Source organism: Micromonospora sp. NPDC006766, assembly GCF_040636055.1.
Lineage (GTDB): Bacteria > Actinomycetota > Actinomycetes > Mycobacteriales > Micromonosporaceae > Micromonospora.
Window position 1 is genome coordinate 306350 of the sequence record NZ_JBEYIX010000003.1, and the last position, 23667, is coordinate 330016.

Genomic DNA, 23667 nt, shown 5'->3' on the forward strand with positions numbered 1-23667 from the left:
GATCGCGCCCGGTGCGACCTGCCCAACCCGGCATCGCCGCCCCGAGCACCCGAGTCCGATTTACGACCTCAGGTTCGTAGCGGGCCTGAAGGCCCACCTAGGGCGATGGTGACCGGGGGTCAGAGCGCCGCAGAGTTCGCCGGCTGGCGGGAGGTGACCAGGTCACCGAGCCGGGCCCGGCCGCCGTCCTCGGCGGTCAGCACCCACACGCCGTCCTCCAGCAGGGCCATCGAGTGCTCGACGTGCACCGCCATCGACCCGTCCCGGGTCACCACCGTCCAGCCATCGGCCAGCTCGACGGTGCGTGGCGAACCCATCGTGATCATCGGCTCGATGGCCAGCGCCAGCCCCGGCACCAACCGGGGGCCCTTGCCAGGTCGCCCGTGGTTGAGCACGTGCGGGTCCTGGTGCATCTCGGTGCCGATGCCGTGCCCGCCATACCCGTCGACGATGCCGTACCGCCCGGCCTTGCGGACCGCGTGCTCCACCGCATGAGAGATGTCGGTGAGGCGACCCTTCCCGCTCGCCGCGCCGCGGGCGGCGGCAGCGATCCCGGCCCACATAGCGTCCTCGGCGGCCGCGGCCATCTTGAGCAGAGCCGGGTCGGTCTCGCCAACCCCGACGGTGATGGCCGCGTCGCCGTGCCACCCGTTCAGCACCGCACCGCAGTCGATCGAGATCAGGTCGCCGTCGCGGAGCACCTGCTTCGGCGACGGGATGGCGTGCACCACCTGCTCGTTCACGGAGGAGCAGATCGACGCCGGAAAGCCGTGGTAGCCCTTGAACGACGGCGTCGCGCCCGCCTCGCGGATGGTGGACTCGGCGATCGCGTCCAGATCGGCGGTGCTCACGCCGGGGGCGACCGCCTCCCGCATCAGCCGCAGCGCACGGGCGACCACCAGACCGGCGGCCCGCATCATCTCGATCTGGTCCGGGGTCTTCAGCTGGATGTCCAGCTGGGGACGACGCATGGGAGGCATTACCTTTCGTTGCGCTGAGCAGCGGGGCACGTCGGACGTACCCCGCTGTTCGCACTCTATCCGCCGAGCACCCGGCGGGACATCAGTCAGCCGCCGTACGACCGCAGGGCGTCGATGGCGCGGACGGTGACGTCCTCCACCGGCCCGGTCGCGTCGATGCCGACCAGCTTGCCCTGGGCGCCGTAGTAGTCGACCAGCGGCGCGGTCTTCTCCGCGTATTCCCGAAGTCGGGCCGCGATGGTCTCCGGCTTGTCGTCGTCCCGCTGGAACAACTCCCCGCCGCAGCGGTCACAGATCCCGTCCCGCGTGGTGGCGTCGAACTCGACGTGCCAGATCTTGCCGCAGCCGCGGCAGGTCCGCCGGCCGGAGAGCCGGCGGATCACCTCGTCGTCGTCGACCACCAACTCCAGCACCAGGTCGAGCGCGGTGCCAAGGTCGGCGAGAAGCTTGTCCAGCGCGGCGGCCTGCGGCGTGGTACGCGGAAAGCCGTCGAGGAGGAAGCCCTCGCTGGCGTCGGGCTCCGCGAGCCGGTCGCGCACCATGTTGATGGTGACCTCGTCCGGGACGAGCTTGCCGGCGTCCATGTAGCGCTTCGCCTCGACCCCCAGGGCAGTGCCCTGGGAGACGTTGGCGCGAAAGATGTCGCCGGTCGAGATCTTCGGCACGGAGAGGTGCGCGGCGATGAACTCCGCCTGTGTGCCCTTGCCCGCACCCGGCGGGCCAACCAGAACGAGTCGCATCCTACCGCAGGAACCCTTCGTAGTTCCGCTGCATGAGTTGGCTCTCGATCTGCTTCACGGTTTCCAGACCGACGCCGACCATAATCAGGACAGCGGTGCCGCCGAACGGGAAGTTCTGGAACTGCTGGTTGTCGAGCCAGATGAAGAAGAAGTTCGGCAGGATCGCGATGATGCCCAGGTAGAGCGCGCCCGGCAGGGTGATCCGGCTGAGGATGAAGTCGAGGTACTCGGCGGTCGGCTTGCCGGGGCGGATGCCCGGCACGAAGCCGCCGTACTTCTTCATGTTGTCCGCGACCTCGGTCGGGTTGAACGTGATCGACACGTAGAAGTACGTGAAGAAGACGATCAGCAGGAAGTAGACCGCGATGTGCTCCGGCGCGCTGGCCTTCACGATGTGGTTCTGGATCCAGGCCTGGGTCTTGCCCGGGTTGGTCTGGTCGAAGAACTGGAGCGCGAGCTGCGGCAGGTAGAGCAGCGAGGAGGCGAAGATGACCGGGATAACGCCGGCCTGGTTCACCTTCAGCGGGATGTAGGTGGACGTGCCGCCGTACATCCGCCGACCGATCATGCGCTTGGCGTACTGCACCGGGATCCGCCGCTGAGCCTGCTCGATGAAGGTGACCGCGCAGATGACCAGCAGCACCAGGGCGATGACGAGGAAGAACATCCCCCAGCCCTTGGTGGTCTTGATCTTCCAGCCTTCGCTGGGGAGCCGAGCGGCGATCGAGGTGAAGATCAGGACCGACATGCCGTTGCCGACGCCGCGGTCGGTGATCAGCTCACCGAGCCACATCACCACACCGGTGCCGGCGGTCATGGTCATGACCAGGATGCCCAGGGTCAGCCAGTTCGGGATGCCGGTGTCCGCGGGGATGATCGGCCACTGGTCGCAGCGGTTCTGGAACAGCTGCCCCGAGCGGGCCAGCGCCACGAACGCGGAGGACTGCAGGACGCCCAGACCCAGGGTCAGGTACCGGGTGTACTGGGTGATCTTCGCCTGGCCGGCCTGGCCCTCCTTGCGGAGCTGCTCCAGCCGCGGGATGACCACCGTCAGCAGCTGCAGGATGATCGACGCGGTGATGTAGGGCATGATGCCCAGCGCGAAGACCGAGAGCTGCAGCAACGCCCCGCCGGAGAAGAGGTCCAGCAGGTTCAGCACACCGGTGCCGCCGCCCTGGATGGCGTCGAGGCACTTCTGGACGTTGCCGTACGAGACGCCCGGGCTGGGCAGCGTGGCCCCGAGCCGGTAGACCGCGATGATGCCTACTGTGAACAGCAGCTTCTTGCGCAGGTCAGGCGTACGGAACGCACTGAGAAAGGCGGACAGCAACTTCTTCCTCCTGCGCGACGCGGGCCGCCGGGACGATCCGGGCGGGGCGGTTTGGGTGCCGGGCGAGCGCCCGATATCCATGGCTGGGAAGGGACTCTAACAGCCCGATCCCTGTCGGGGCAGATGCGCCCGGCTACATAAAAACGAATCCGATGTTACCCGGCGCACATTTCGCCGGGGAGACCGTGGCGCCCGCCCAGTCGCGGACAACTGGGCGGGCGCCACGGATCATGCCCTACAGCTCGGTGACGGTGCCACCGGCGGCGGTGATCTTCTCCTTGGCAGAGGCGCTGAACGCGTGCGCCGAAACCTGGAGAGACACCCCGCCGAGGTCGCCGGTGCCGAGCACCTTGATCGGCTGGCCCTTGCGGACCGCGCCGGCCTCGACCAGTTCGATCGGGCCGACCTGGCCGCCGTTCGGGAAGAGTTCAGCGAGCCGGTCCAGGTTGACCACCTGGAAGACGACCTTGAACTTGTTCTTGAAGCCCTTCATCTTCGGCAGGCGCATGTGGATGGGCATCTGCCCACCCTCGAACGCCGGCGAGATGTTCTTCCGGGCCTTGGAACCCTTGGTACCGCGACCGGCGGTCTTGCCCTTGGAGCCCTCACCGCGACCCACACGGGTCTTCTCGGTCTTGGCTCCCGGCGCCGGACGCAGGTGGTGGACCTTGATCGTCATTACTCGACCTCCTCGACCTTCACGAGGTGGTTAACCGCGAAGATCATGCCGCGAATCTCCGGCCGGTCCTCCTTGACCACCACGTCGTTGATCCGCTTGAGACCGAGCGAACGCAGCGAGTCACGCTGGTTCTTCTTGGCCCCGATGTCGGACCGGAGCTGGGTGACCTTCAGGCGTGCCATCAGGAAGCCACCCCCGCCCGCGACGCCAGCATGGCGGCCGGCGCGACGTCCTCGACCGGCAGACCACGACGGGCCGCGACCGCCTCCGGCGACTCGAGCGCCTTCAGAGCCGCCACCGTGGCGTGCACGATGTTGATCGGGTTGGACGAGCCGAGGCTCTTGGAGAGCACGTCGTGAATACCCGCGCACTCCAGGACGGCACGCACCGGACCACCGGCGATGACACCCGTACCGGCCGAGGCCGGCTTGAGCAGCACCACGCCGGCCGCCTCCTCGCCCTGCACCGGGTGCGGGATCGAGGAACCGATCCGCGGCACCTTGAAGAAGTGCTTCTTGGCCTCCTCGACACCCTTGGCGATCGCCGCGGGCACCTCCTTGGCCTTTCCGTAGCCCACGCCGACGGTGCCGTCGCCGTCGCCCACGATCACCAGGGCGGTGAAGCTGAAGCGACGACCACCCTTCACGACCTTGGCGACGCGGTTGATCGCGACGACCCGCTCAAGGTGCGGGGTCTTCTCGACGGGCGCGTTTCCGCGGCCGCCCTCACGGCGGTTGTCGCGGCGACCACCCTCGTTGCCACCGGACCCGCCGCCACGGCGCTGTTGACCTGGCATCAGCAGCCTTCCTTCTCTCTCGTGACGGGGTTTCTAGAACTCGAGCCCGGCTTCGCGGGCGGCGTCGGCAAGCGCGGCGACCCGCCCCGCGTACCGGTTGCCACCGCGGTCGAAGACGACCTTCGAGACGCCGGCGGCCTTGGCCCGCTCGGCGAGCAGGGCGCCGACCTTGCCGGCCAGGGCGCTCTTGTCGCCCTCGGTGCCACGCAGCGACGCGTCCATGGTCGAGGCCGACGCCAGGGTGTGCCCCTTGGTGTCGTCCACGATCTGGGCGACGATGTGCCGCAGCGAACGGGTGACCACCAGGCGGGGACGCTCGGAGGTGCCGCTGACGTTCTTGCGGACCCGGAAGTGCCGACGCGCACGCCCGACGGCACGCTTGGCGGCGACGCCGCGGCGGCGCTTGAGCAGCGTGGCGCTCACTTCTTACCTGCCTTTCCAGCCTTGCGGCGGATGACCTCGCCCTGGTACTTCACGCCCTTGCCCTTGTAGGGCTCCGGCGGCCGGATCTTCCGGATGTTGGCGGCAACCTCGCCGACCTGCTGCTTGTCGATGCCGGCCACGTGGAACAGCGTCGGCTTCTCCACCGTGAAGGTGATGCCGTCCGGCGCCGGCACGAGGACCGGGTGCGAGAACCCGAGCGCGAACTCCAGGTCCTTGCCCTTGGCGGTAACCCGGTAACCGGTACCGGCGATCTCGAGGCTCTTGCGGTAGCCCTCGGTCACGCCGACGATCATGTTGGCCACCAGCGTACGGCTCAGGCCGTGCAGCTCCTTGGCCTTGCGCTCGTCGTTGGGCCGGTTGACGTGCAGCTCGCCGTCCTCGCCCCGCTCCGCCGTGATCGGCTCGGCCAGCACGTGGCTCAACTCGCCCTTGGGCCCCTTGACCTTGACGGTCTGGCCGTCGATCGTGATGTCGACGCCGGCTGGCACCGGGATCGACTTACGTCCAATACGCGACATTTCTACCTGTCTCCCGTTACCAGACGAAGGCGAGGACTTCCCCGCCAACGCTCCGCTTGCGGGCCTGCCGGTCGGTGAGCAGCCCCTGGGACGTCGAAATGATCGCCACGCCCAGCCCGCCGAGCACCCGCGGGAGCCCGTCCGACTTGGCGTAAACCCGGAGACCGGGCTTGGACACGCGCTTGATGCCGGCCAGGCTCCGCTCCCGGTTCTGGCCGTACTTCAGCTCGACGACCAGTCGCTTGCCGACGGCGCCCTCCTCGGGCTCCTCGACCGACCAGGTGGCGATGTAACCCTCGGCCTTGAGGACCTCGGCGATGTTCGCCTTGATCTTCGAGTAGGGCATCGTCACCCGGTCGTGGTACGCCTGGTTGGCGTTACGCAGACGCGTGAGCATGTCTGCGATCGGGTCGGTCATCGTCATGAAATTCGTCAACCTTTCTCGCCGCGGTTCCCCGGGCCGGGCCCGGGGCCTCCGGCGAAGAGACAGTCCAGCTGACGCGCGACGCGCGCCGGGCTAGTTACCAGGAAGCCTTGGACACACCGGGCAGCTCACCGCGGTGGGCCATCTCCCGGATGCACACCCGGCAGAGGCCGAACTTGCGGTAGACCGCCTTCGGACGCCCGCACCGCTGGCAGCGGGTGTACGCGCGAACCGAGAACTTCGGCTTCGCGGCCGCCTTGAGGATCAGCGCCTTCTTGGCCATCTCAGTTCTCCTTGAACGGGAAGCCCAGGAGCTTCAGCAGCGCCCGGCCCTCGTCGTCGGTCGTGGCGGTCGTGACCACCGTGATGTCCATGCCCCGCTGGCGATCGATCTTGTCCTGGTCGATCTCGTGGAACACCGACTGCTCGGTCAGACCGAACGTGTAGTTGCCGTGCCCGTCGAGCTTGCGCCCGTCCAGCCCGCGGAAGTCGCGGATACGCGGCAGCGCGATAGACAGCAGCCGGTCCAGGAACTCCCACATGCGGTCGCCGCGGAGGGTGACCTTCGCGCCGATCGGCATGCCCTCACGGAGCTTGAACTGCGCGATGGACTTGGTCGCCCGCCGCACCTGCGGCTTCTGGCCGGTGATCGTGGCCAGGTCGCGGACCGCGCCGTCGATCAGCTTGGCGTCCCGGGCGGCCTCGCCTACACCCATGTTGACGACGATCTTGACCAGCCGCGGCACCTGCATCGGGTTGCCGTAGCTGTACTGCTTCTGCAGTTCGGCCGCGATCTCGCTGCGGTACCGCTCCTTGAGGCGCGGCATGGTCTTGGTTTCGGTAGCCGTGGTCATCACAGGTCCTTACCGGTGCTACGCGCGATGCGGACCTTCTGGCCGTTGTCGTCGATCCGGTAACCGACGCGGGTCGGCTTGCCGTCGGAGTCCATGACCATCACGTTCGAGACGTGGATCGGAGCCTCCTGGGTGACGATGCCACCGGTCTTGGCGCCACGCTGGGTGGTGCTGATGCGGGTGTGCTTCTTGACCCGGTTCACGCCCTCGACGAGGACCTTGTCCTGCCGCGGGTAGGCCGCGATGACCTTGCCCTTGGCACCCTTGTCCTTGCCGGCGATGACGACGACCGTGTCGCCCTTCTTGACCTTCACGGTCACAACACCTCCGGCGCGAGAGAAATGATCTTCATGAACCGCTTGTCCCGCAGCTCCCGACCAACCGGGCCGAAGATACGGGTACCGCGCGGGTCCCCACCGTCCTTGATGATGACGGCGGCGTTCTCGTCGAAGCGGATGTACGAGCCGTCCGGGCGCCGCCTCTCCTTGGCGGTACGAACGACGACCGCCTTGACGACGTCGCCCTTCTTCACACCGGCACCGGGGATCGCGTCCTTGACCGTGGCCACGATGACGTCGCCGATGCTCGCGTAGCGCCGACCGGAGCCACCGAGAACGCGGATGCACAGAATCTCCCGGGCACCCGTGTTGTCGGCGACGCGCAGTCGCGACTCTTGCTGAATCACGTCTATCTCCTATGTCTGCCGGTTCTCCGGCCGCCTTGACGGGGCGGCCGGAGCCTGGCGGAACCTGCGCCCGACCGATACCGGCCGAGCTCGAGCCTTCGCTACTTGGCCTTCTCGAGGATTTCCACGAGCCGCCACCGCTTGGTGGCGGACAGCGGCCGGGTCTCCATGATCAGGACCCGGTCGCCGATACCGGCCGAGTTCTGCTCGTCGTGCACCTTCAGCTTGCTGGTACGACGCATGATCTTGCCGTACAGCGCGTGCTTGACCCGGTCCTCGACCTCGACCACGACGGTCTTGTCCATCTTGTCGCTGACCACGAGGCCCTCACGCACCTTGCGGCGGGCCCGCGCGGTGGCGGCGGTGGTGTTCTCACTCATGATGCAGTCACCTCAGTCGGCGCGGCCGAGAGACCCAGCTCACGCTCACGCATGATCGTGTAGATCCGGGCGATCTCCCGACGGATGACCTGCAGCCGCCGGTTGTTGTCCAGCTGCCCGGTTGCGGCCTGCACGCGGAGGTTGAACAGCTCCGCCTTCGCCTCGCGCAGCTTCGTGACCAGCTCCTCCTCGGAGAGCTCACGCAGCTCGGAGGCATTGACGCCCGCTGCCATCAGGATTCACCCACTTCGCGCGTAACAATGCGGCACTTCATCGGGAGCTTGTGGATCGCGCGACGCATCGCCTCTCGCGCGATCTGCTCGTTCGGGAACGACATCTCGAAGAGAACCCGCCCCGGCTTGACATTGGCGACCCACCACTCGGGCGAGCCCTTACCGGAACCCATCCGGGTTTCCGCCGGCTTCTTGGTGAGAGCCTGGTCCGGGAAAATCGTGATCCAGACCTTGCCACCACGCTTGATGTGGCGGGTCATCGCGATACGCGCCGACTCGATCTGGCGGTTGGTCACGTACGCCGGCTCGAGAGCCTGGATCCCGAACTCGCCGAACACCACCCGGTTGCCGCCCTTGGACGCGCCGTGGCGGTCCGGGTGGTGCGGCTTGCGGAAGCCCTTCGGGGGCTTGCGCGGCATCAGCATCTGTCAGCCCTCCTGCTGCGTTTCTGCCGGCTGAGTGGCGGCCGGGGCGGACGCGGTCGCGGCGACAGCGCCGGCGTCCACCGGCTCGCCGCTCGGCGTCTCGGCCTGCTGCGCGACGGTAGTCGCCGCCCGGCCGGCCTCGGTGCCACCGGCGGTCGTGCCGGACGAACCCGACCGGCCACGGCGCGGCCGCTCGGGCCGGTCACCACGGTCACGGCGCGGGCGGGACGGACCGGCCTCGGCCGGGGCCTCCCGACCCGGGACGGCGTCGCCCTTGTAGATCCAGACCTTCACGCCGATCCGGCCGAAGGTGGTACGGGCCTCGAAGAAGCCGTACTCGATGTTGGCCCGCAGCGTGTGCAGCGGAACCCGGCCCTCGCGGTAGAACTCGGTCCGGCTCATCTCGGCGCCACCGAGACGGCCCGAGACCTGCACCCGGATGCCCTTGCAGACCGGGTTCTTCATCGCGGACTGCATCGCCTTGCGCATGGCCCGACGGAAGCTGACCCGGCTGGACAGCTGCTCGGCGACGCCCTGGGCGACCAGCTGCGCGTCCGACTCGGGGTTCTTCACCTCGATGATGTTCAGCTGAACCTGCTTGCCGGTGAGCTTCTCCAGCTCGCCCCGGATCCGGTCGGCCTCCGCACCCTTACGGCCGATGACGATGCCCGGCCGGGCGGTGTGGATGTCGACGCGGACCCGGTCCCGGGTGCGCTCGATGTCGACCTTGGAGATGCCGGCGCGCTCCAGGCCCTTGGACATCATCCGGCGGATCTTGACATCCTCGCCGATGTAGTCCTTGTAGAGCTTGTCCGCGAACCAGCGGGACTTCCAGTCGGTCGAGATGCCGAGCCGGAACCCAGTGGGGTGAACCTTCTGACCCATTACTCGGCACCCTCCGTCTTACTCTGCCCCTCGGCGGCCTCGGCCTGCTTGGCCGGAGCGGCCTTCTTCGCCGACTTCTTCGGCGCGGCCGGCGCCACCGCCTCGACCACCATGGTGATGTGGCAGGTCCGCTTGCGGATCCGGTACGCCCGGCCCTGCGCCCGCGGCTGGAACCGCTTCATCGTCGGGCCCTCGTCGACGAACGCCTCGCTGACGAGCAGCGCATCGGGGTCCAGCCGCTCGTTGTTCTCCGCGTTGGCGATCGCGCTCGCGAGCACCTTGTACACCTGCTCGCTCGCAGCCTGCGGCGCGAACTGCAGCACCGTGAGCGCCTCCTTCGCGGGCAGGCCGCGGACGAGGTTGACCACCCGGCGCGCCTTCATCGGCGAGATGCGCACGTGCCGCGCAACCGCCCGCGCGCCCGGAAGCACCGGAGCGTCGCCCTTTCCTGGCATCGCTGTAACCCCTTGTTCCTCTATCCGTATGCCCGCGGCGTCAGCGCCGGCGGCTCTTCCGGTCGTCCTTCTCGTGACCCTTGAACGTGCGGGTCAGCGCGAACTCGCCGAGCTTGTGCCCGACCATGGCCTCGGTCACGAACACCGGGACGTGCTTCCGTCCGTCGTGCACGGCGATCGTGTGCCCGAGCATGTCGGGGATGATCGTCGAGCGCCGCGACCAGGTCTTGATGACGTTCTTCGAGCCCTTGTCGTTCTGCGTCTCCACCTTCTTGAGCAGGTGGTCGTCGACGAACGGGCCCTTCTTCAGGCTGCGAGGCATCTGTCAGCTCTCCTGTTAGCCGCGCTTGCGGGTGGCGTAGCGGCGGCGGACGATCAGCCGGTCGCTCGGCTGGCCCTTACGACGGGTGCGGCCCTCGGGCTTACCCTGCGGGTTGACCGGGTGGCGACCGCCGGAGGTCTTACCCTCACCACCACCGTGCGGGTGGTCGACCGGGTTCATCGCGACACCACGGACGGTCGGGCGCTTGCCCTTCCACCGCATCCGGCCGGCCTTACCCCAGTTGATGTTCGACTGGTCGGCGTTGCCGATCTCGCCGATGCTGGCGCGGCACCGCACGTCGACCCGCCGAATCTCGCCGGACGGCATGCGGAGAGTCGCGTACGCGCCCTCCCGGCCAAGCAGCTGGATGCCGACGCCGGCCGAACGGGCCAGCTTGGCGCCGCCGCCCGGGCGCAGCTCCACGTTGTGGATGGTGGTACCGACCGGGATGTTGCGCAGCGGCAGGTTGTTGCCCGGCTTGATGTCAGCGCCCGGGCCGGACTCCACCGCGTCGCCCTGCTTCAGGTCCTTCGGCGCGAGGATGTAGCGCTTCTCGCCGTCGGCGTAGTGCAGCAGCGCGATCCGCGCGGTGCGGTTCGGGTCGTACTCGATGTGAGCGACCTTCGCCGGCACGCCGTCCTTGTCGACCCGCTTGAAGTCGATCAGACGGTACTGGCGCTTGTGGCCGCCACCCTGGTGCCGCGCGGTGATCCGGCCGTGGGCGTTGCGACCACCCTTCTTCGGCAGCGGAGCCAGCAGCGACTTCTCGGGCGTCGACCGGGTGATCTCGGCGAAGTCGGCGACGCTCGAGCCACGCCGGCCCGGCGTCGTCGGCTTGTACTTACGGATAGCCATTGTCTACACCCCTCAGCTGACCGGGCCGCCGAAGGCCTCGATACGGTCACCGTCAGCCAGCTTCACGATCGCCCGCTTGGTGGCCTTGCGCTGACCGAAGCCGGTCTTGGTGCGCTTGCGCTTGCCCTCACGGTTGAGCGTGTTGACCGTCAGGACGCGGACGTTGAAGATCTGCTGGATGGCGATCTTGATCGCGGTCTTGTTCGCGTCCGGGTGCACCAGGAAGGTGTACCAGTTGCGGTTCAGCTCGCTGTAGCTCTTCTCCGAGACGACCGGCGCGACGATGATGTCGCGCGGATCGGCGATCGTGCTCACTTGCCACCCTCCTCGGTGGTCTCGGCGGGAACGCCCAGGAACTCGTCCAGGGCCTCCTTGGTGAAGACCACGTCGTCGGCCACCAGCACGTCGTACGTGTTGAGCTGGCCGGCCTCGATCAGGTGCACCCGCGGCTCGTTGCGCAGCGACACCCAGTTCAGCTCGTCGGTGCTGCTCAGCACGACCAGGACGCGACGGGCGTCGGTCAGCTTCGCCAGCGTGGCCAGCGCGGCCTTCGTCGACGGCTTCTCGCCGGAGACGAAGCCCTCGACGACGTGCACCTGGCCGGCGCGGGCCCGGTCGGAGAGGGCGCCACGCAGGGCGGCGGCCTTCATCTTCTTCGGGGTGCGCTGGCTGTAGTCGCGCGGCACCGGGCCGTGGACCACGCCACCGCCGGCGAACTGCGGCGCGCGGGTCGAGCCCTGGCGGGCACGACCGGTGCCCTTCTGCTTGTACGGCTTCTTGCCTCCACCGGAGACCTCGCCGCGGGTCTTGGTCTTGTGCGTGCCCTGCCGAGCCGCCGCGAGCTGAGCCACCACGACCTGGTGCATCAGTGCGATGTTGGCCTGGGCGTCGAAGATGTCGGCCGGCAGCTCGACGGAGCCGCTCTTGGCGCCTTCAACGCTGAGGACGTCAACGGTGGTCACTTGGCCACACCGCCCTTCTTCGCCTTGGTCTTGGCCGCGGTGCGGACCAGGACCAGCGCGCCCTTGGGGCCGGGAATGGCGCCACGGACGAGCAGGAGGTTGTTCTCGGTGTCGATCGCCTGGACGGTCAGGTTCTGGACGGTGTAGCGCACGCCACCCATCCGACCAGCCATCCGAGTGCCCTTGAAGACGCGACCCGGGGTCGCGCAGCCGCCGATGGAGCCCGGCGAGCGGTGCTTGCGCTCGACACCGTGGCTGGCACGCAGACCGTGGAAGCCGTGCCGCTTCATTGCGCCGGCGAAGCCCTTGCCCTTGGTCTTGCCGGTGACGTCGATGGTGACGCCGGCCGGGAACTCCTCGACCGTGACCTCCTGGCCGGGCGAGTAGTCCGCGGCGTCGGAGGTGCGCAGCTCGACGATGTGCCGACGCGGCGCGACGTCCGCCTTGGCGTAGTGCCCGGCGAGCGGCTTCTTGACCTTGCGCGGGTTGATGGCCCCGTACGCCAGCTGGACCGCGGAGTAACCGTCCTTCTCGGCGCTACGAACCTGGCTCACGACGCACGGGCCGGCCTGAACCACGGTCACCGGAACAACACGGTTGTTGTCCCAGACCTGGGTCATGCCGAGCTTTGCGCCCAGGATCCCCTTGACTTGCCTGTCCATTTGTCCGGTCCCTACAGCTTGATCTCGATGTCGACGCCAGCCGGCAGGTCGAGGCGCATGAGCGAGTCGACCGTCTTCGGGGTCGGGTCGATGATGTCGATCAGACGCTTGTGCGTACGCATCTCGAAGTGCTCGCGCGAGTCCTTGTACTTGTGCGGCGAGCGGATAACGCAGAAACGGTTGATCTCCGTGGGCAGCGGCACCGGGCCAGCGACCTGCGCCCCGGTACGCGTCACCGTCTCGACGATCTTCCGAGCCGAGGAGTCGACGACCTCGTGGTCATAGGCCTTGAGCCGGATGCGGATCTTCTGTCCCGCCATGGTGGCTTCTGTTCCTTCTCTCGATGCCGCTGTGTTGCGGGCGCCTGCACCGGCTGGCACAGGCCCACTTCCGCCGACCCCCGCGGTCGGGCGTGTCGCGCCCGTGGGCCGGGCTCCGCCCCGGAACTCCGAAGCGGTACTCCGACCACGCGGTGGGTCATGGCGCCGATCGCGTTACCGCGACCTGAGCGCCACGCGAGGGTGGTTGACCGCCATGGGCAATCAACCACCCCACGCGAGACTGTCGGTCACCCGGAGGTCCAGCATGCACCGGACGCAGGCGACTGACCGTCGTTACGCAACCTGACTAGTATGCCGCACGACCGGCGGCCACGCTAATCGGGGTTACCCAGCTCACTTGATGATCTTGGTGACGCGACCCGCGCCGACCGTACGGCCACCCTCCCGAATCGCGAACTTGAGGTTCTCCTCCATCGCGATGGGCTGGATCAGCTTCACGGACATCGTGGTGTTGTCGCCCGGCATGACCATCTCGGTGCCCTCGGGCAGCGTGACGACGCCGGTGACGTCCGTGGTCCGGAAGTAGAACTGCGGACGGTAGTTCTGGAAGAACGGGGTGTGGCGGCCACCCTCCTCCTTGGAGAGGATGTAGACCGTCGCCTCGAACTCCGTGTGCGGGGTCGTGGTGCCCGGCTTGATAACGACCATGCCGCGCTCGACGTCCTCGCGCTTGATACCGCGCAGGAGCAGACCGACGTTCTCACCGGCCCGGGCCTCGTCCAGCAGCTTGCGGAACATCTCGATGCCGGTGCAGGTGGTCTTCATCGACTTCTCGCGGATGCCGACGATCTCCACCTCCTCGTTCGGCTTGAGGATGCCACGCTCCGCGCGACCGGTGACCACGGTGCCACGACCGGTGATCGTGAAGACATCCTCAATGGGCATGAGGAACGGCTTCTCGGTCTCGCGCTCCGGCTGCGGGATCGCGGTGTCGACGGCGCTCATCAGATCGAGCAGACGCTCGGTCCACTCCGGGTCGCCCTCGAGGGCCTTCAGCGCCGAGACCCGCACGACCGGCAGGTCGTCACCCGGGTACTCCTGCGAGGAGAGCAGCTCACGCACCTCGAGCTCGACGAGCTCCAGGAGCTCCTCGTCGTCGACCATGTCGCTCTTGTTGAGCGCCACGACGATGTACGGCACGCCGACCTGGCGGGCCAGCAGCACGTGCTCGCGGGTCTGCGGCATCGGGCCGTCGGTCGCCGCCACCACCAGGATCGCGCCGTCCATCTGGGCGGCACCGGTGATCATGTTCTTGATGTAGTCGGCGTGACCGGGGCAGTCGACGTGCGCGTAGTGCCGGTTCTCGGTCTGGTACTCGACGTGCGAGATCGAGATCGTGATACCACGCGCCTTCTCCTCCGGCGCGTTGTCGATCTGGTCGAACGGCGTGTACGGGTTCAGGTCCGGGTAACGGTCGTGCAGGACCTTGGTGATGGCCGCCGTCAGCGTCGTCTTACCGTGGTCGATGTGACCAATGGTGCCGATGTTGACGTGCGGCTTAGTCCGCTCGAACTTCGCCTTCGCCACTGGTGTCCTCCTGTGGACTTTCTTGGTTCGTTCGCCCCGGTGCGCCGGGTCGGCGCTTAGGACTCTGTCGACAGCCTTTCCGGCCTGGCGGCCGGAGAGCTTTTGTGGGTTCTGCGGCGATGAAGCCTACAGGCCCGGATTCACACAACCCGACCGAGGTGGCCGCGGGCGGGAAACCTCCCGCGGCCGGCCCCGGCTCATCAGATCAGCTCAGGCGAGCGTCACTCACCAGTCGCCTTGGCGATGATCTCCTTGGCCACCGAGGCCGGAACCTCGGCGTAGGAGTCGAACTGCATGCTGTAGCTAGCCCGGCCCTGGGTCTTCGACCGCAGGTCGCCGACGTAGCCGAACATCTCCGACAGCGGCACCAGGGCGCGGACGACGCGGGCACCGCCGCGCTCCTCCATCGCCTGGATGATGCCACGGCGGGAGTTGAGGTCGCCGATGACGTCACCCATGTTCTCCTCAGGAGTGGTGACCTCAACGGCCATCATCGGCTCGAGCAGCGCGGGATCGGCCTTGCGGGCCGCCTCCTTCATCACCATCGAGCCGGCGATCTTGAATGCCATTTCCGACGAGTCGACCTCGTGGTACTGGCCGTCGAGCAGCGTCAGCTTGACACCCACCAGCGGGAAGCCGGCGAGGATGCCGTACTGCATGGCGTCCTGGGCGCCCGCGTCCACCGACGGGATGAACTCCCGGGGGATACGGCCACCGGTGACGGCGTTCGCGAACTCGTACGTCGGCGAGTCGTTGTCCAGCGGCAGCGGCTCGATGCTCACGATCACGCGGGCGTACTGGCCGGAACCACCGGTCTGCTTCTTGTGGGTGTACTCGACCTTCTCCACCTTGCGGCGGATGGTCTCGCGGTACGCCACCTGCGGCTTACCGATGTTGGCCTCGACGTTGAACTCGCGGCGCATCCGGTCGACCAGGATGTCCAGGTGGAGCTCGCCCATGCCGGAGATGACCGTCTGGCCGGTCTCCTCGTCCAGCTTGACGCGGAAGGTCGGGTCCTCCTCGGCCAGCCGCTGGATGGCGGTGCTGAGCTTCTCCTGGTCGGCCTTGGTCTTCGGCTCGATGGCGACCTCGATGACCGGCTCCGGGAAGGTCATCGACTCCAGGATGACCGGGTTCGCCGGGTCGCACAGGGTGTCACCGGTGGTGGTCTGCTTCAAACCCTGCACCGCAATGATGTCGCCAGCCTTGGCGGAGCTGCGCTCCTCCCGCTTGTTGGCGTGCATCTGGTAGATCTTGCCGACCCGCTCCTTGCGGTCCTTGGTGGAGTTGACCACCTGCGTGCCGGACTCGACCACGCCGGAGTAGACCCGGACGTAGGTCAGCTTGCCCAGGTGCTTGTCGGTCTGGATCTTGAAGGCCAGGCCCGAGAACGGCTCCGAGGTCGACGGCTTCCGCTGCATCGGAGTCTCGCCGTCGGTCGCGGTGCCCTCGATCGCCGGGACGTCCAGCGGCGACGGCAGGTAGGCGACGACCGCGTCGAGCATCGGCTGGATGCCCTTGTTCTTGAACGCGGTCCCACAGAACACCGGGTTGGCCTTGCCCGCGATGGTGGCGCGGCGGATGGCGGCGTGGATCTCCTCGACGGAGATCTCCTCGCCCTCGAGGTACTTCTCCATCACCGCGTCGTCGACGTCGGCCAGGGTCTCGAACAGCTTCTCCCGCCACTCGGCGGCGGTGTCGGCCAGGTCGGCCGGGATCTCCTCGACCGCGTAGTCCTCACCCTTCTGGGTCTCCCCGCGCCAGGTGAGGGCCCGCATGCCGATCAGGTCGACGACACCAACGAAGTCGGCCTCGGCCCCGATCGGAATCTGGAGCACCAGCGGAGTGGCGTTGAGCCGGTCGATCATCATCTGCACGGCGCGGAAGAAGTCGGCACCGGTCCGGTCCATCTTGTTGACGAAGCACATCCGCGGGACGTTGTACTTGTCCGCCTGACGCCAGACGTTCTCCGTCTGCGGCTCCACGCCGGCGACGCCGTCGTACACCGCGACCGCACCGTCCAGCACCCGCAGCGACCGCTCGACCTCGACCGTGAAGTCGACGTGGCCGGGCGTGTCGATGATCTGGATCGTGTGGCCCTTCCACTCGCACTTGGTGGCGGCGGAAGTGATGGTGATACCGCGCTCCTGCTCCTGCTCCATCCAGTCCATGACCGCGGCACCCTCGTGGGTTTCGCCGATCTTGTACGTGATGCCGGTGTAGAACAGGATCCGCTCGGTGGTGGTGGTCTTACCAGCATCGATGTGCGCCATGATGCCGATGTTGCGTGTGTTGGCGAGCGCGTCTGCGGCGGCCACTTCAATCCCTACTTATCGTCGTCCCGACACAACTGGTGGCGGTTCCGGCGCCTCGTGGGCGCCGGAACCAGGGTGTTACCAGCGGTAGTGCGCGAAGGCCTTGTTGGACTCGGCCATCTTGTGCGTGTCCTCGCGCCGCTTGACGGCGGCGCCGAGGCCGTTGCTCGCGTCCAACAGCTCGTTCATCAGCCGCTCGACCATGGTCTTCTCGCGCCGGGCGCGGGAGTAGGTGACCAGCCAGCGCAGACCGAGGGTGGTCGCCCGGGCCGGCCGGACCTCGACCGGAACCTGGTAGGTGGCGCCACCGACGCGGCGGCTGCGCACCTCGAGGGTCGGCTTGACGTTGTCCATCGCCCGCTTCAGGGTGACGACCGGGTCGGTGCCGGACTTCTCCCGGCAGCCTTCGAGCGCGGCGTAGACGATGCGCTCGGCGAGCTGACGCTTGCCACGCAGCAGGATCTTGTTCACCAGCTGGGTGACCAGCGGCGAGTTGTACACCGGGTCAGCGACCAGCGGCTTCCGCGGAGCGGGTCCCTTACGCGGCATGTCAGCTCTTCTCCTTCTTCGCGCCGTAGCGGCTGCGCGCCTGCTTGCGGTTGCGGACACCCTGGGTGTCCAGCGAACCGCGGACGATCTTGTACCGCACGCCGGGGAGGTCCTTCACCCGGCCGCCGCGGACGAGCACGATCGAGTGCTCCTGCAGGTTGTGGCCGACACCCGGGATGTACGCGGTCACCTCGATCTGGCTGCTGAGCTTGACACGAGCGACCTTGCGCAGCGCCGAGTTCGGCTTCTTCGGGGTGGTGGTGTACACGCGGGTGCACACGCCGCGCCGCTGAGGGGAACCCTTCAGCGCCGGGGTCTTGGTCTTACTCGTCTTTGCCTGCCGGCCCTTGCGGACCAGCTGCTGAATCGTGGGCACCGGGTTCCTGCTCCCTTCGGCCGCCGCGAAGCGACCGCGCCGTCTGCTCTAGCCGACCTGATGGGCGGCTCTCCTACATTCCAGCCAGGACCGCCTGACGGAGGTCCCAGCACCCGCGGTCGGGCGTGTCGCCCGAATCACGGTGTCCCGGCGCGCCGCTCGCACGTCGTACCGGTCTTTGTCACCGGCACGCGACGCTCCGAGTGTCGGATCTTGGGGCTATGGGCACGCCGACGCGCGATCACCGGCTGACCGGCTCCAGCGCACGCGCGCATTGCCCGGGCTTGCCCGGGCACAGGCGGAAAGAGTACCTACCACAGCCGCGCAGGTCAAAACGGAGCGGCCCGGGGGAACCACCGGCCGATCACGTCATGTCTACCCGCCCCTGATGGGCACCTACGGCGACCAGTGTACCGGCTTCACCACTCGGGGGCCCGGCGGCCCCGCTTCCGCCCAGCCTCCGGGCCCGGCGCGCTCCTGGTCACCCCGGAGCGAAGGAAGGTGACGCGGATCACCTGATCTGCAACAGCAGCGCCAACGCAAGCCCGACCAGGCTGAACAGCAGCCCGACTCCCCCGCAACTGAGGCCCGACACGGCCAGGCCGCGCCCGGCGAAGCGGACCGCCGGCGGCGGCGCCGGCCGGCGGATCTGCCGGCGGGCCAGCGACCCGGCCACGATCGCGGCACCGCCGGCGAGCCCGCCGAGCACCGTGAACGCCCCGGCGGCCCAGGCACCTCCGTACCTCGGCCCGGCGATGCCGAAGCAAAAGACCAGCAGCGAGACCAGGATCGAGGCGATCCCGCTCACCAGCGACCCGACGGCGAGGCCCGAGGTCACCGGGGGCACCTCGAGGTGAACCACGCCGAACGGGGTGCCGGGCACCGGATCGACCCGCCTCGGCGGGCGCAGGGCCTCACGCGGGGGCGGCGGCACCGGTCGGGCGCTGGCCGCCGGCGGCGCCGGGGCCCAACCGCCGCCCACCGGCACACCCCCCGGCGTCGCCCACCCGCCGCCAAGCGTCGGCTGGTTGCCCGGGTACGTCCCGGGCGGCGCCCACCCACCGGGCGTCGGCTGGTTGCCCGGGTACGTCCCGGGCGGCGCCCACCCACCGGGCGTCGGCGGCGGCGATCCGGGAGGAGGCACCCCGAGCCCGGTTGGCACGGGGTACCCGACGTAGTGCGGCGGGACACCGGGAGGAGGCGGTGCCGAGGACCGAAGCGGCGGGTACGACCCAGCGGGCGGCCAGGCCCCCGGCGGCGTGGACCCCGAGGACCCGGCTCCCGGTGCGGCCCACGGACTGGCCGGGTCGCTGCCCGGCGTCGCCCCGGCGGGGTCCGGGCCGGTGACGGACCGGGTCGGGTCGTCTCCCGGCGGCGGGGCCGACTCCGTCACGAGCGCCTCCTGTCGACGTGGCTCGTCCGCCGCGCGGCGGACACGGGCCAGGCTACCGTCAGGGTCGCGAGAGGCGGGCCGGGCGCGGCCGGCCTCCCCCGCCCGATCAGTCGACGTTCGGGGGGTAGTCGTGCCCGAAGGGCGCGTCAGCGAGCCGGACCACCCCGATCACCACGGCCGCGACCACCGCGACCGCGACCAGGAACAGGCCCGTCCAGGCCAGCCGCTCCCCGCGCCGCAGCCAGTCCGCGCCGGTCAGGTAGCCACCCGAGGCGTACGCCTCCCGCCGGGCCTGCCGGGCGAGCCGCAGCGCGATGGTCGACGGCACCACGCCGCCGACGAAGAGCCCGGTGCATGCCCCGATCAGCCCCAGGGCGAAGACCGCGCGGGCTTTGGTCGAGCGAACCGGCTCGGGGTCGAGCGGATGGCGCGGCCCCTGCTCGGCGGCGGGCATCTGCCCGGGCACGGTCGTCATGCCCACCATCATGCCCGGGCCTCGCCCGGCCCCAGCGACGGTTTCGGCCACGCCGGTAACGCGACGAGGCCCCCGGCGGGGTGCCGGGGGCCTCGTCGTTGCTGGTGCTTAGCGGTACGACCCGAAGTCGAAGTCGTCCAGCGGCACCGCCTGGCCGCTGGCCGGCCCGAAGCCGTAGTCGGTCTCCGGGTAGCCGGTCATCGAGTAGACCTTGGCCTTCGCCTCCTCGGTCGGCTCGACCCGGATGTTGCGGTACTTGCTGATGCCCGTACCGGCCGGGATGAGCTTACCGATGATCACGTTCTCCTTGAGACCGATCAGCGAGTCGCTGCGGGCGTGGATCGCCGCGTCGGTCAGCACCCGGGTGGTCTCCTGGAAGGAGGCCGCCGAGAGCCAGGAGTCGGTGGCCAGCGAGGCCTTGGTGATACCCATCAGCACCGGGCGACCCGCGGCGGGCTCGCCGCCCTCGGAGACGAGTCGGCGGTTCTCCGACTCGAAGAGCGCCCGGTCGACCAGCACGCCCGGCAGGAACTCGGTCGAGCCGGAGTCGATGACCGTCACCCGCTTCAGCATCTGACGGATGATGATCTCGATGTGCTTGTCGTGGATGAGCACACCCTGCGAGCGGTAGACCTCCTGGACCTCCTGGGTCAGGTGGACCTGGACCGCGCGCGGGCCGAGGATGCGCAGCAGCTCGTGCGGGTCGATGGTGCCCTCGGTGAGCTTCTCGCCGACCTCGACGTGGTCGCCGTCGTGGGCCCGCAGCCGGACCCGCTTGGAGATCTTGTCGTAGACGATCTCGTCGCTGCCGTCGTCCGGCACCACGATGATCTTCCGCGACCGCTCGCCGTCCTCGATCCGGATCCGGCCCGGGGTGTCGGCGATGGGCGCCTTGCCCTTCGGGATCCGGGCCTCGAAGATTTCCTGGACCCGGGGCAGACCCTGGGTGATGTCCTCACCCGCGACACCACCGGTGTGGAAGGTACGCATCGTCAGCTGCGTACCCGGCTCACCGATCGACTGGGCGGCGATGATGCCGACCGCCTCGCCGACGTCCACGGTCTTGCCGGTCGGCAGCGAGCGGCCGTAGCACGCACCGCAGACGCCCAGCTTCGACTCGCAGGTGAGCACGCTGCGCACCCGGATGTTCTCCACGCCGGCCGCGACGATCCGGTCGACCAGGATCGAGTTGACGTCCTGACCCCGCTCGGCCACCAGGGCACCGTCCGGCGCCTTGATGTCGTCGGCCAGGGTACGGGCGTGCACGCTGGTCTCGGCGTGCTCGTGCACGACCAGCTTGCCGTCGACCCGCTGGCCGATCTGCATCGGGATGGCCCGGTCGGTGCCGCAGTCCTCCTCGCGGATGATGACGTCCTGCGAGACGTCCACCAGACGACGGGTCAGGTAACCCGAGTCGGCGGTACGCAGGGCGGTGTCCGCGAGACCCTTCCGGGCGCCGTGCGTGGAGATGAAGTACTCCAGTACGGACAGACCCTCCCGGTACGAGGCCTTGATGGGCCGCGGGATGATCTCACCCTTCGGGTTGGCCACCAGACCACGGATCGCCGCGATCTGCCGGAGCTGGAGCAGGTTACCGCGGGCGCCCGAGTTGATCATCTTCCACAGCGGGTTCTCCTGCGGCAGCGCGGTGTCCATCTCCCGGGCGACCTCGTTGGTCGCCTTGGTCCAGATCTCGATGAGCTCGCCGCGACGCTCCTCGGCGGTCATCAGACCACGCTGGTACTGCTTGTCGATCCGGTCGGCTTCCTTCTCGTACCGCTCCAGGATCTCCCGCTTGCGCGGCGGAGCGATGACGTCCTCCATGCCGATGGTGACGCCGGACCAGGTGGCCCAGTGGAAACCGGCCTCCTTGAGCCCGTCCAGGGTGGCCGCGAGGGCCACCTTCGGGAAGCGCTCGGCGAGGTCGTTGACGATCGCGGAGAGCTGGCCCTTGCGGATCTCGTAGTTCACGAAGCGGTAGCCCGGCGGCAGCGTCTCGTTGAACAGGACCCGACCCAGGGTGGTCTCCACCGTCACCGGCTCGCCCTCGACCCAGCCCTCGGGCGCGACCCACGGCTCGGCGCCAGCGCCGTTGTCGACCCCGACGACGTCCCGCAGCCGGATCTTGACCGGCGCCTGCAGGTGCAGCTCGCCGTTGTCGTACGCCATCCGAGCCTCGGCGTCCGAGCTGAACGCCCGGCCCTCGCCCTTGTTGCCCGGGGTGAGGTGGGTGAGGTGGTAGAGACCGATGACCATGTCCTGGGTGGGCATGGTGACCGGCTTGCCGTCGGCCGGCTTGAGGATGTTGTTCGACGACAGCATCAGGATCCGCGCCTCGGCCTGGGCCTCGGCGGACAGCGGCACGTGGACCGCCATCTGGTCACCGTCGAAGTCGGCGTTGAAGGCGGTGCAGACCAGCGGGTGGATCTGGATGGCCTTGCCCTCGACCAGCTGCGGCTCGAACGCCTGGATGCCCAGCCGGTGCAGGGTCGGCGCCCGGTTCAGCAGAACGGGGTGCTCGCCGATGACCTCTTCCAGCACGTCCCACACGACCGGCCGCTGCCGCTCGACCATCCGCTTGGCGGACTTGATGTTCTGCGCGTGGTTGAGGTCAACCAGCCGCTTCATCACGAACGGCTTGAACAGCTCCAGCGCCATCTGCTTGGGCAGGCCACACTGGTGCAGCTTGAGCTTCGGGCCGACCACGATGACCGAACGGCCCGAGTAGTCGACGCGCTTGCCCAGCAGGTTCTGGCGGAACCGGCCCTGCTTGCCCTTGAGCATGTCGGAGAGCGACTTCAACGGGCGGTTGCCCGGGCCGGTGACCGGCCGGCCGCGGCGGCCGTTGTCGAACAGCGCGTCGACGGCCTCCTGGAGCATCCGCTTCTCGTTGTTGACGATGATCTCGGGCGCGCCGAGGTCGATCAGCCGCTTGAGGCGGTTGTTCCGGTTGATCACCCGGCGGTACAGGTCGTTCAGGTCGGAGGTCGCGAAGCGGCCACCGTCCAGCTGCACCATCGGACGCAGGTCCGGCGGGATGACCGGAACGCAGTCCAGCACCATGCCGAGCGGCGAGTTGCGGGTGTTCTGGAACGCCGCGACGACCTTCAGCCGCTTGAGCGCCCGGATCTTCCGCTGACCCTTGCCGGAGCGGATGGTCTCGCGCAGGCTCTCGGCCTCGGCGTCGAGGTCCATGTTCTGGACCAGCGCCTTGATGGCCTCGGCGCCCATGCTGCCGGTGAAGTACTCGCCGAAGCGGTCGCGCAGCTCGCGGTAGAGCAGCTCGTCGGTGACCAGCTGCTTCGGCTCGAGCTTGCGGAAGGTGTCGAGGACCTCGTCGAGGCGGTCGATCTCGCGCTGGGCCCGGTCGCGGATCTGGCGCATCTCGCGCTCTCCGCCCTCCTTGACCTTGCGCCGGACGTCCGCCTTCGCGCCCTCGGCCTCCAGCTCGGCCAGGTCGGCCTCGAGCTTGGCGGCCCGCTTCTCGATCTCCGAGTCGCGGCTGTTCTCGGACTGCCGCTTCTCGGCCAGGATCTCGTTCTCGATGGTCGAGAGGTCACGGTGACGCGCCTCGGCGTCCACGCTCGTCACGACGTACGAGGCGAAGTAAATGATCTTCTCAAGGTCCTTCGGGGCGAGGTCCAGCAGGTAGCCCAGCCGGCTCGGCACGCCCTTGAAGTACCAGATGTGGGTCACCGGAGCGGCCAGCTCGATGTGACCCATCCGCTCCCGGCGAACCTTGGAGCGGGTCACCTCGACACCGCAGCGCTCGCAGATGATGCCCTTGAAGCGGACCCGCTTGTACTTACCGCAGTAGCACTCCCAGTCCCGCTGCGGACCGAAGATCTTCTCGCAGAAGAGCCCGTCCTTCTCCGGCTTCAGGGTGCGGTAGTTGATGGTCTCGGGCTTCTTGACCTCGCCGTGGGACCACTGACGGATGTCGTCAGCGGTGGCGAGGCCGATGCGCAGCTCGTCGAAGAAGTTGACGTCGAGCACTATGTCCCCTATGTCGTCGTCTGTACTGCTTAGCTAACGGGCGGAGTCGGGAGCCGGCGTCGCCGG

The 23667-nt window shown here is 68.4% G+C and carries 31 protein-coding genes; all 31 read right to left on the minus strand.

Features of this window, described 5'->3' with window-relative positions:
• Window positions 1–119: 119 nt before the first annotated feature.
• Window positions 120–971, minus strand: a complete 852-nt coding sequence (map, locus tag ABZ671_RS07080) for a type I methionyl aminopeptidase (protein WP_357852521.1) — start codon at window positions 969–971, stop codon at window positions 120–122.
• A gap of 95 nt (window positions 972–1066) precedes the next feature.
• Window positions 1067–1720 (minus strand): adenylate kinase, encoded by a 654-nt coding sequence (locus ABZ671_RS07085; protein WP_357852524.1) that lies wholly within the window; start codon window positions 1718–1720, stop codon window positions 1067–1069.
• A gap of 1 nt (window position 1721) precedes the next feature.
• Window positions 1722–3050: a preprotein translocase subunit SecY gene (gene secY / locus ABZ671_RS07090; protein ID WP_357852527.1), complete on the minus strand. Its 1329-nt coding sequence runs from the start codon at window positions 3048–3050 to the stop codon at window positions 1722–1724.
• A 235-nt stretch (window positions 3051–3285) separates the two neighbouring features.
• Window positions 3286–3729, minus strand: coding sequence for a 50S ribosomal protein L15 (gene rplO / locus ABZ671_RS07095; protein WP_357852530.1), 444 nt, complete (start codon window positions 3727–3729; stop codon window positions 3286–3288).
• Entirely contained in the window at window positions 3729–3911 is a 183-nt protein-coding gene (gene rpmD / locus ABZ671_RS07100; RefSeq protein ID WP_357541198.1) for a 50S ribosomal protein L30, read from the minus strand. The genes rplO and rpmD overlap by 1 nt, the downstream gene beginning before the upstream one ends.
• A complete protein-coding gene (gene rpsE / locus ABZ671_RS07105) occupies window positions 3911–4525 on the minus strand; it encodes a 30S ribosomal protein S5 (RefSeq protein WP_357852533.1) in 615 nt (204 codons plus the stop codon). Before rpsE ends, rpmD begins: the two co-directional genes overlap by 1 nt.
• A 33-nt stretch (window positions 4526–4558) precedes the next feature.
• Entirely contained in the window at window positions 4559–4948 is a 390-nt protein-coding gene (gene rplR, locus ABZ671_RS07110) for a 50S ribosomal protein L18 (protein WP_357852536.1), read from the minus strand.
• Complete coding sequence (gene rplF / locus ABZ671_RS07115; protein WP_302771506.1) at window positions 4945–5487, minus strand: 50S ribosomal protein L6; 543 nt, start codon at window positions 5485–5487, stop codon at window positions 4945–4947. The genes rplR and rplF overlap by 4 nt, the downstream gene beginning before the upstream one ends.
• A 16-nt stretch (window positions 5488–5503) precedes the next feature.
• Complete coding sequence (rpsH, locus tag ABZ671_RS07120; RefSeq protein ID WP_013288624.1) at window positions 5504–5911, minus strand: 30S ribosomal protein S8; 408 nt, start codon at window positions 5909–5911, stop codon at window positions 5504–5506.
• Between the two features lie 97 nt (window positions 5912–6008).
• On the minus strand, window positions 6009–6194 hold the full coding sequence (locus ABZ671_RS07125; RefSeq protein WP_007073023.1) for a type Z 30S ribosomal protein S14: 186 nt from the start codon (window positions 6192–6194) through the stop codon (window positions 6009–6011).
• Window position 6195: 1 nt separating this feature from the next.
• Window positions 6196–6765, minus strand: coding sequence for a 50S ribosomal protein L5 (gene rplE, locus ABZ671_RS07130; protein WP_357852539.1), 570 nt, complete (start codon window positions 6763–6765; stop codon window positions 6196–6198).
• Window positions 6765–7085, minus strand: a complete 321-nt coding sequence (gene rplX, locus ABZ671_RS07135; protein WP_181570334.1) for a 50S ribosomal protein L24 — start codon at window positions 7083–7085, stop codon at window positions 6765–6767. The genes rplE and rplX overlap by 1 nt, the downstream gene beginning before the upstream one ends.
• A complete protein-coding gene (gene rplN, locus ABZ671_RS07140; protein WP_007465279.1) occupies window positions 7082–7450 on the minus strand; it encodes a 50S ribosomal protein L14 in 369 nt (122 codons plus the stop codon). The genes rplX and rplN overlap by 4 nt, the downstream gene beginning before the upstream one ends.
• A gap of 101 nt (window positions 7451–7551) precedes the next feature.
• Window positions 7552–7830, minus strand: a complete 279-nt coding sequence (gene rpsQ / locus ABZ671_RS07145; protein WP_357852544.1) for a 30S ribosomal protein S17 — start codon at window positions 7828–7830, stop codon at window positions 7552–7554.
• A complete protein-coding gene (gene rpmC, locus ABZ671_RS07150) occupies window positions 7827–8063 on the minus strand; it encodes a 50S ribosomal protein L29 (protein ID WP_357852547.1) in 237 nt (78 codons plus the stop codon). The genes rpsQ and rpmC overlap by 4 nt, the downstream gene beginning before the upstream one ends.
• Entirely contained in the window at window positions 8063–8488 is a 426-nt protein-coding gene (gene rplP / locus ABZ671_RS07155; protein WP_073834927.1) for a 50S ribosomal protein L16, read from the minus strand. The genes rpmC and rplP overlap by 1 nt, the downstream gene beginning before the upstream one ends.
• A 3-nt stretch (window positions 8489–8491) precedes the next feature.
• The gene (gene rpsC / locus ABZ671_RS07160) at window positions 8492–9373 is read right to left on the minus strand and encodes a 30S ribosomal protein S3 (protein ID WP_357541189.1); all 882 of its coding nucleotides are present in this window, start codon (window positions 9371–9373) and stop codon (window positions 8492–8494) included.
• Window positions 9373–9828: a 50S ribosomal protein L22 gene (rplV, locus tag ABZ671_RS07165; protein ID WP_357852551.1), complete on the minus strand. Its 456-nt coding sequence runs from the start codon at window positions 9826–9828 to the stop codon at window positions 9373–9375. Before rplV ends, rpsC begins: the two co-directional genes overlap by 1 nt.
• A gap of 40 nt (window positions 9829–9868) precedes the next feature.
• Window positions 9869–10150 carry a 30S ribosomal protein S19 gene (gene rpsS, locus ABZ671_RS07170; protein ID WP_091627706.1) on the minus strand — a complete coding sequence of 94 codons (282 nt, stop codon included), beginning with the start codon at window positions 10148–10150 and terminating at the stop codon, window positions 9869–9871.
• 15 nt (window positions 10151–10165) lie between these two features.
• Window positions 10166–11005 carry a 50S ribosomal protein L2 gene (gene rplB / locus ABZ671_RS07175; RefSeq protein WP_357852555.1) on the minus strand — a complete coding sequence of 280 codons (840 nt, stop codon included), beginning with the start codon at window positions 11003–11005 and terminating at the stop codon, window positions 10166–10168.
• 12 nt (window positions 11006–11017) lie between these two features.
• Complete coding sequence (gene rplW, locus ABZ671_RS07180) at window positions 11018–11320, minus strand: 50S ribosomal protein L23 (RefSeq protein ID WP_357852558.1); 303 nt, start codon at window positions 11318–11320, stop codon at window positions 11018–11020.
• Window positions 11317–11967, minus strand: coding sequence for a 50S ribosomal protein L4 (gene rplD, locus ABZ671_RS07185; RefSeq protein WP_357852561.1), 651 nt, complete (start codon window positions 11965–11967; stop codon window positions 11317–11319). Before rplD ends, rplW begins: the two co-directional genes overlap by 4 nt.
• On the minus strand, window positions 11964–12629 hold the full coding sequence (rplC, locus tag ABZ671_RS07190) for a 50S ribosomal protein L3 (protein WP_357852564.1): 666 nt from the start codon (window positions 12627–12629) through the stop codon (window positions 11964–11966). Before rplC ends, rplD begins: the two co-directional genes overlap by 4 nt.
• Window positions 12630–12640: 11 nt before the next feature.
• On the minus strand, window positions 12641–12949 hold the full coding sequence (gene rpsJ, locus ABZ671_RS07195; RefSeq protein ID WP_007073037.1) for a 30S ribosomal protein S10: 309 nt from the start codon (window positions 12947–12949) through the stop codon (window positions 12641–12643).
• 354 nt (window positions 12950–13303) lie between these two features.
• A complete protein-coding gene (gene tuf / locus ABZ671_RS07200; RefSeq protein ID WP_357852567.1) occupies window positions 13304–14497 on the minus strand; it encodes an elongation factor Tu in 1194 nt (397 codons plus the stop codon).
• A gap of 221 nt (window positions 14498–14718) precedes the next feature.
• Complete coding sequence (fusA, locus tag ABZ671_RS07205; protein ID WP_357852571.1) at window positions 14719–16815, minus strand: elongation factor G; 2097 nt, start codon at window positions 16813–16815, stop codon at window positions 14719–14721.
• Window positions 16816–16890: 75 nt separating this feature from the next.
• On the minus strand, window positions 16891–17361 hold the full coding sequence (gene rpsG, locus ABZ671_RS07210; RefSeq protein WP_013735957.1) for a 30S ribosomal protein S7: 471 nt from the start codon (window positions 17359–17361) through the stop codon (window positions 16891–16893).
• A 1-nt stretch (window position 17362) separates the two neighbouring features.
• Window positions 17363–17737 (minus strand): 30S ribosomal protein S12, encoded by a 375-nt coding sequence (rpsL, locus tag ABZ671_RS07215; RefSeq protein WP_014440718.1) that lies wholly within the window; start codon window positions 17735–17737, stop codon window positions 17363–17365.
• Window positions 17738–18248: 511 nt separating this feature from the next.
• Window positions 18249–18620, minus strand: a complete 372-nt coding sequence (locus tag ABZ671_RS07220) for a hypothetical protein (RefSeq protein ID WP_357852631.1) — start codon at window positions 18618–18620, stop codon at window positions 18249–18251.
• 616 nt (window positions 18621–19236) lie between these two features.
• Window positions 19237–19605, minus strand: a complete 369-nt coding sequence (locus ABZ671_RS07225; RefSeq protein WP_357852574.1) for a hypothetical protein — start codon at window positions 19603–19605, stop codon at window positions 19237–19239.
• A gap of 108 nt (window positions 19606–19713) precedes the next feature.
• Window positions 19714–23601: a DNA-directed RNA polymerase subunit beta' gene (locus ABZ671_RS07230; protein ID WP_357852577.1), complete on the minus strand. Its 3888-nt coding sequence runs from the start codon at window positions 23599–23601 to the stop codon at window positions 19714–19716.
• Window positions 23602–23667 lie beyond the last annotated feature (66 nt).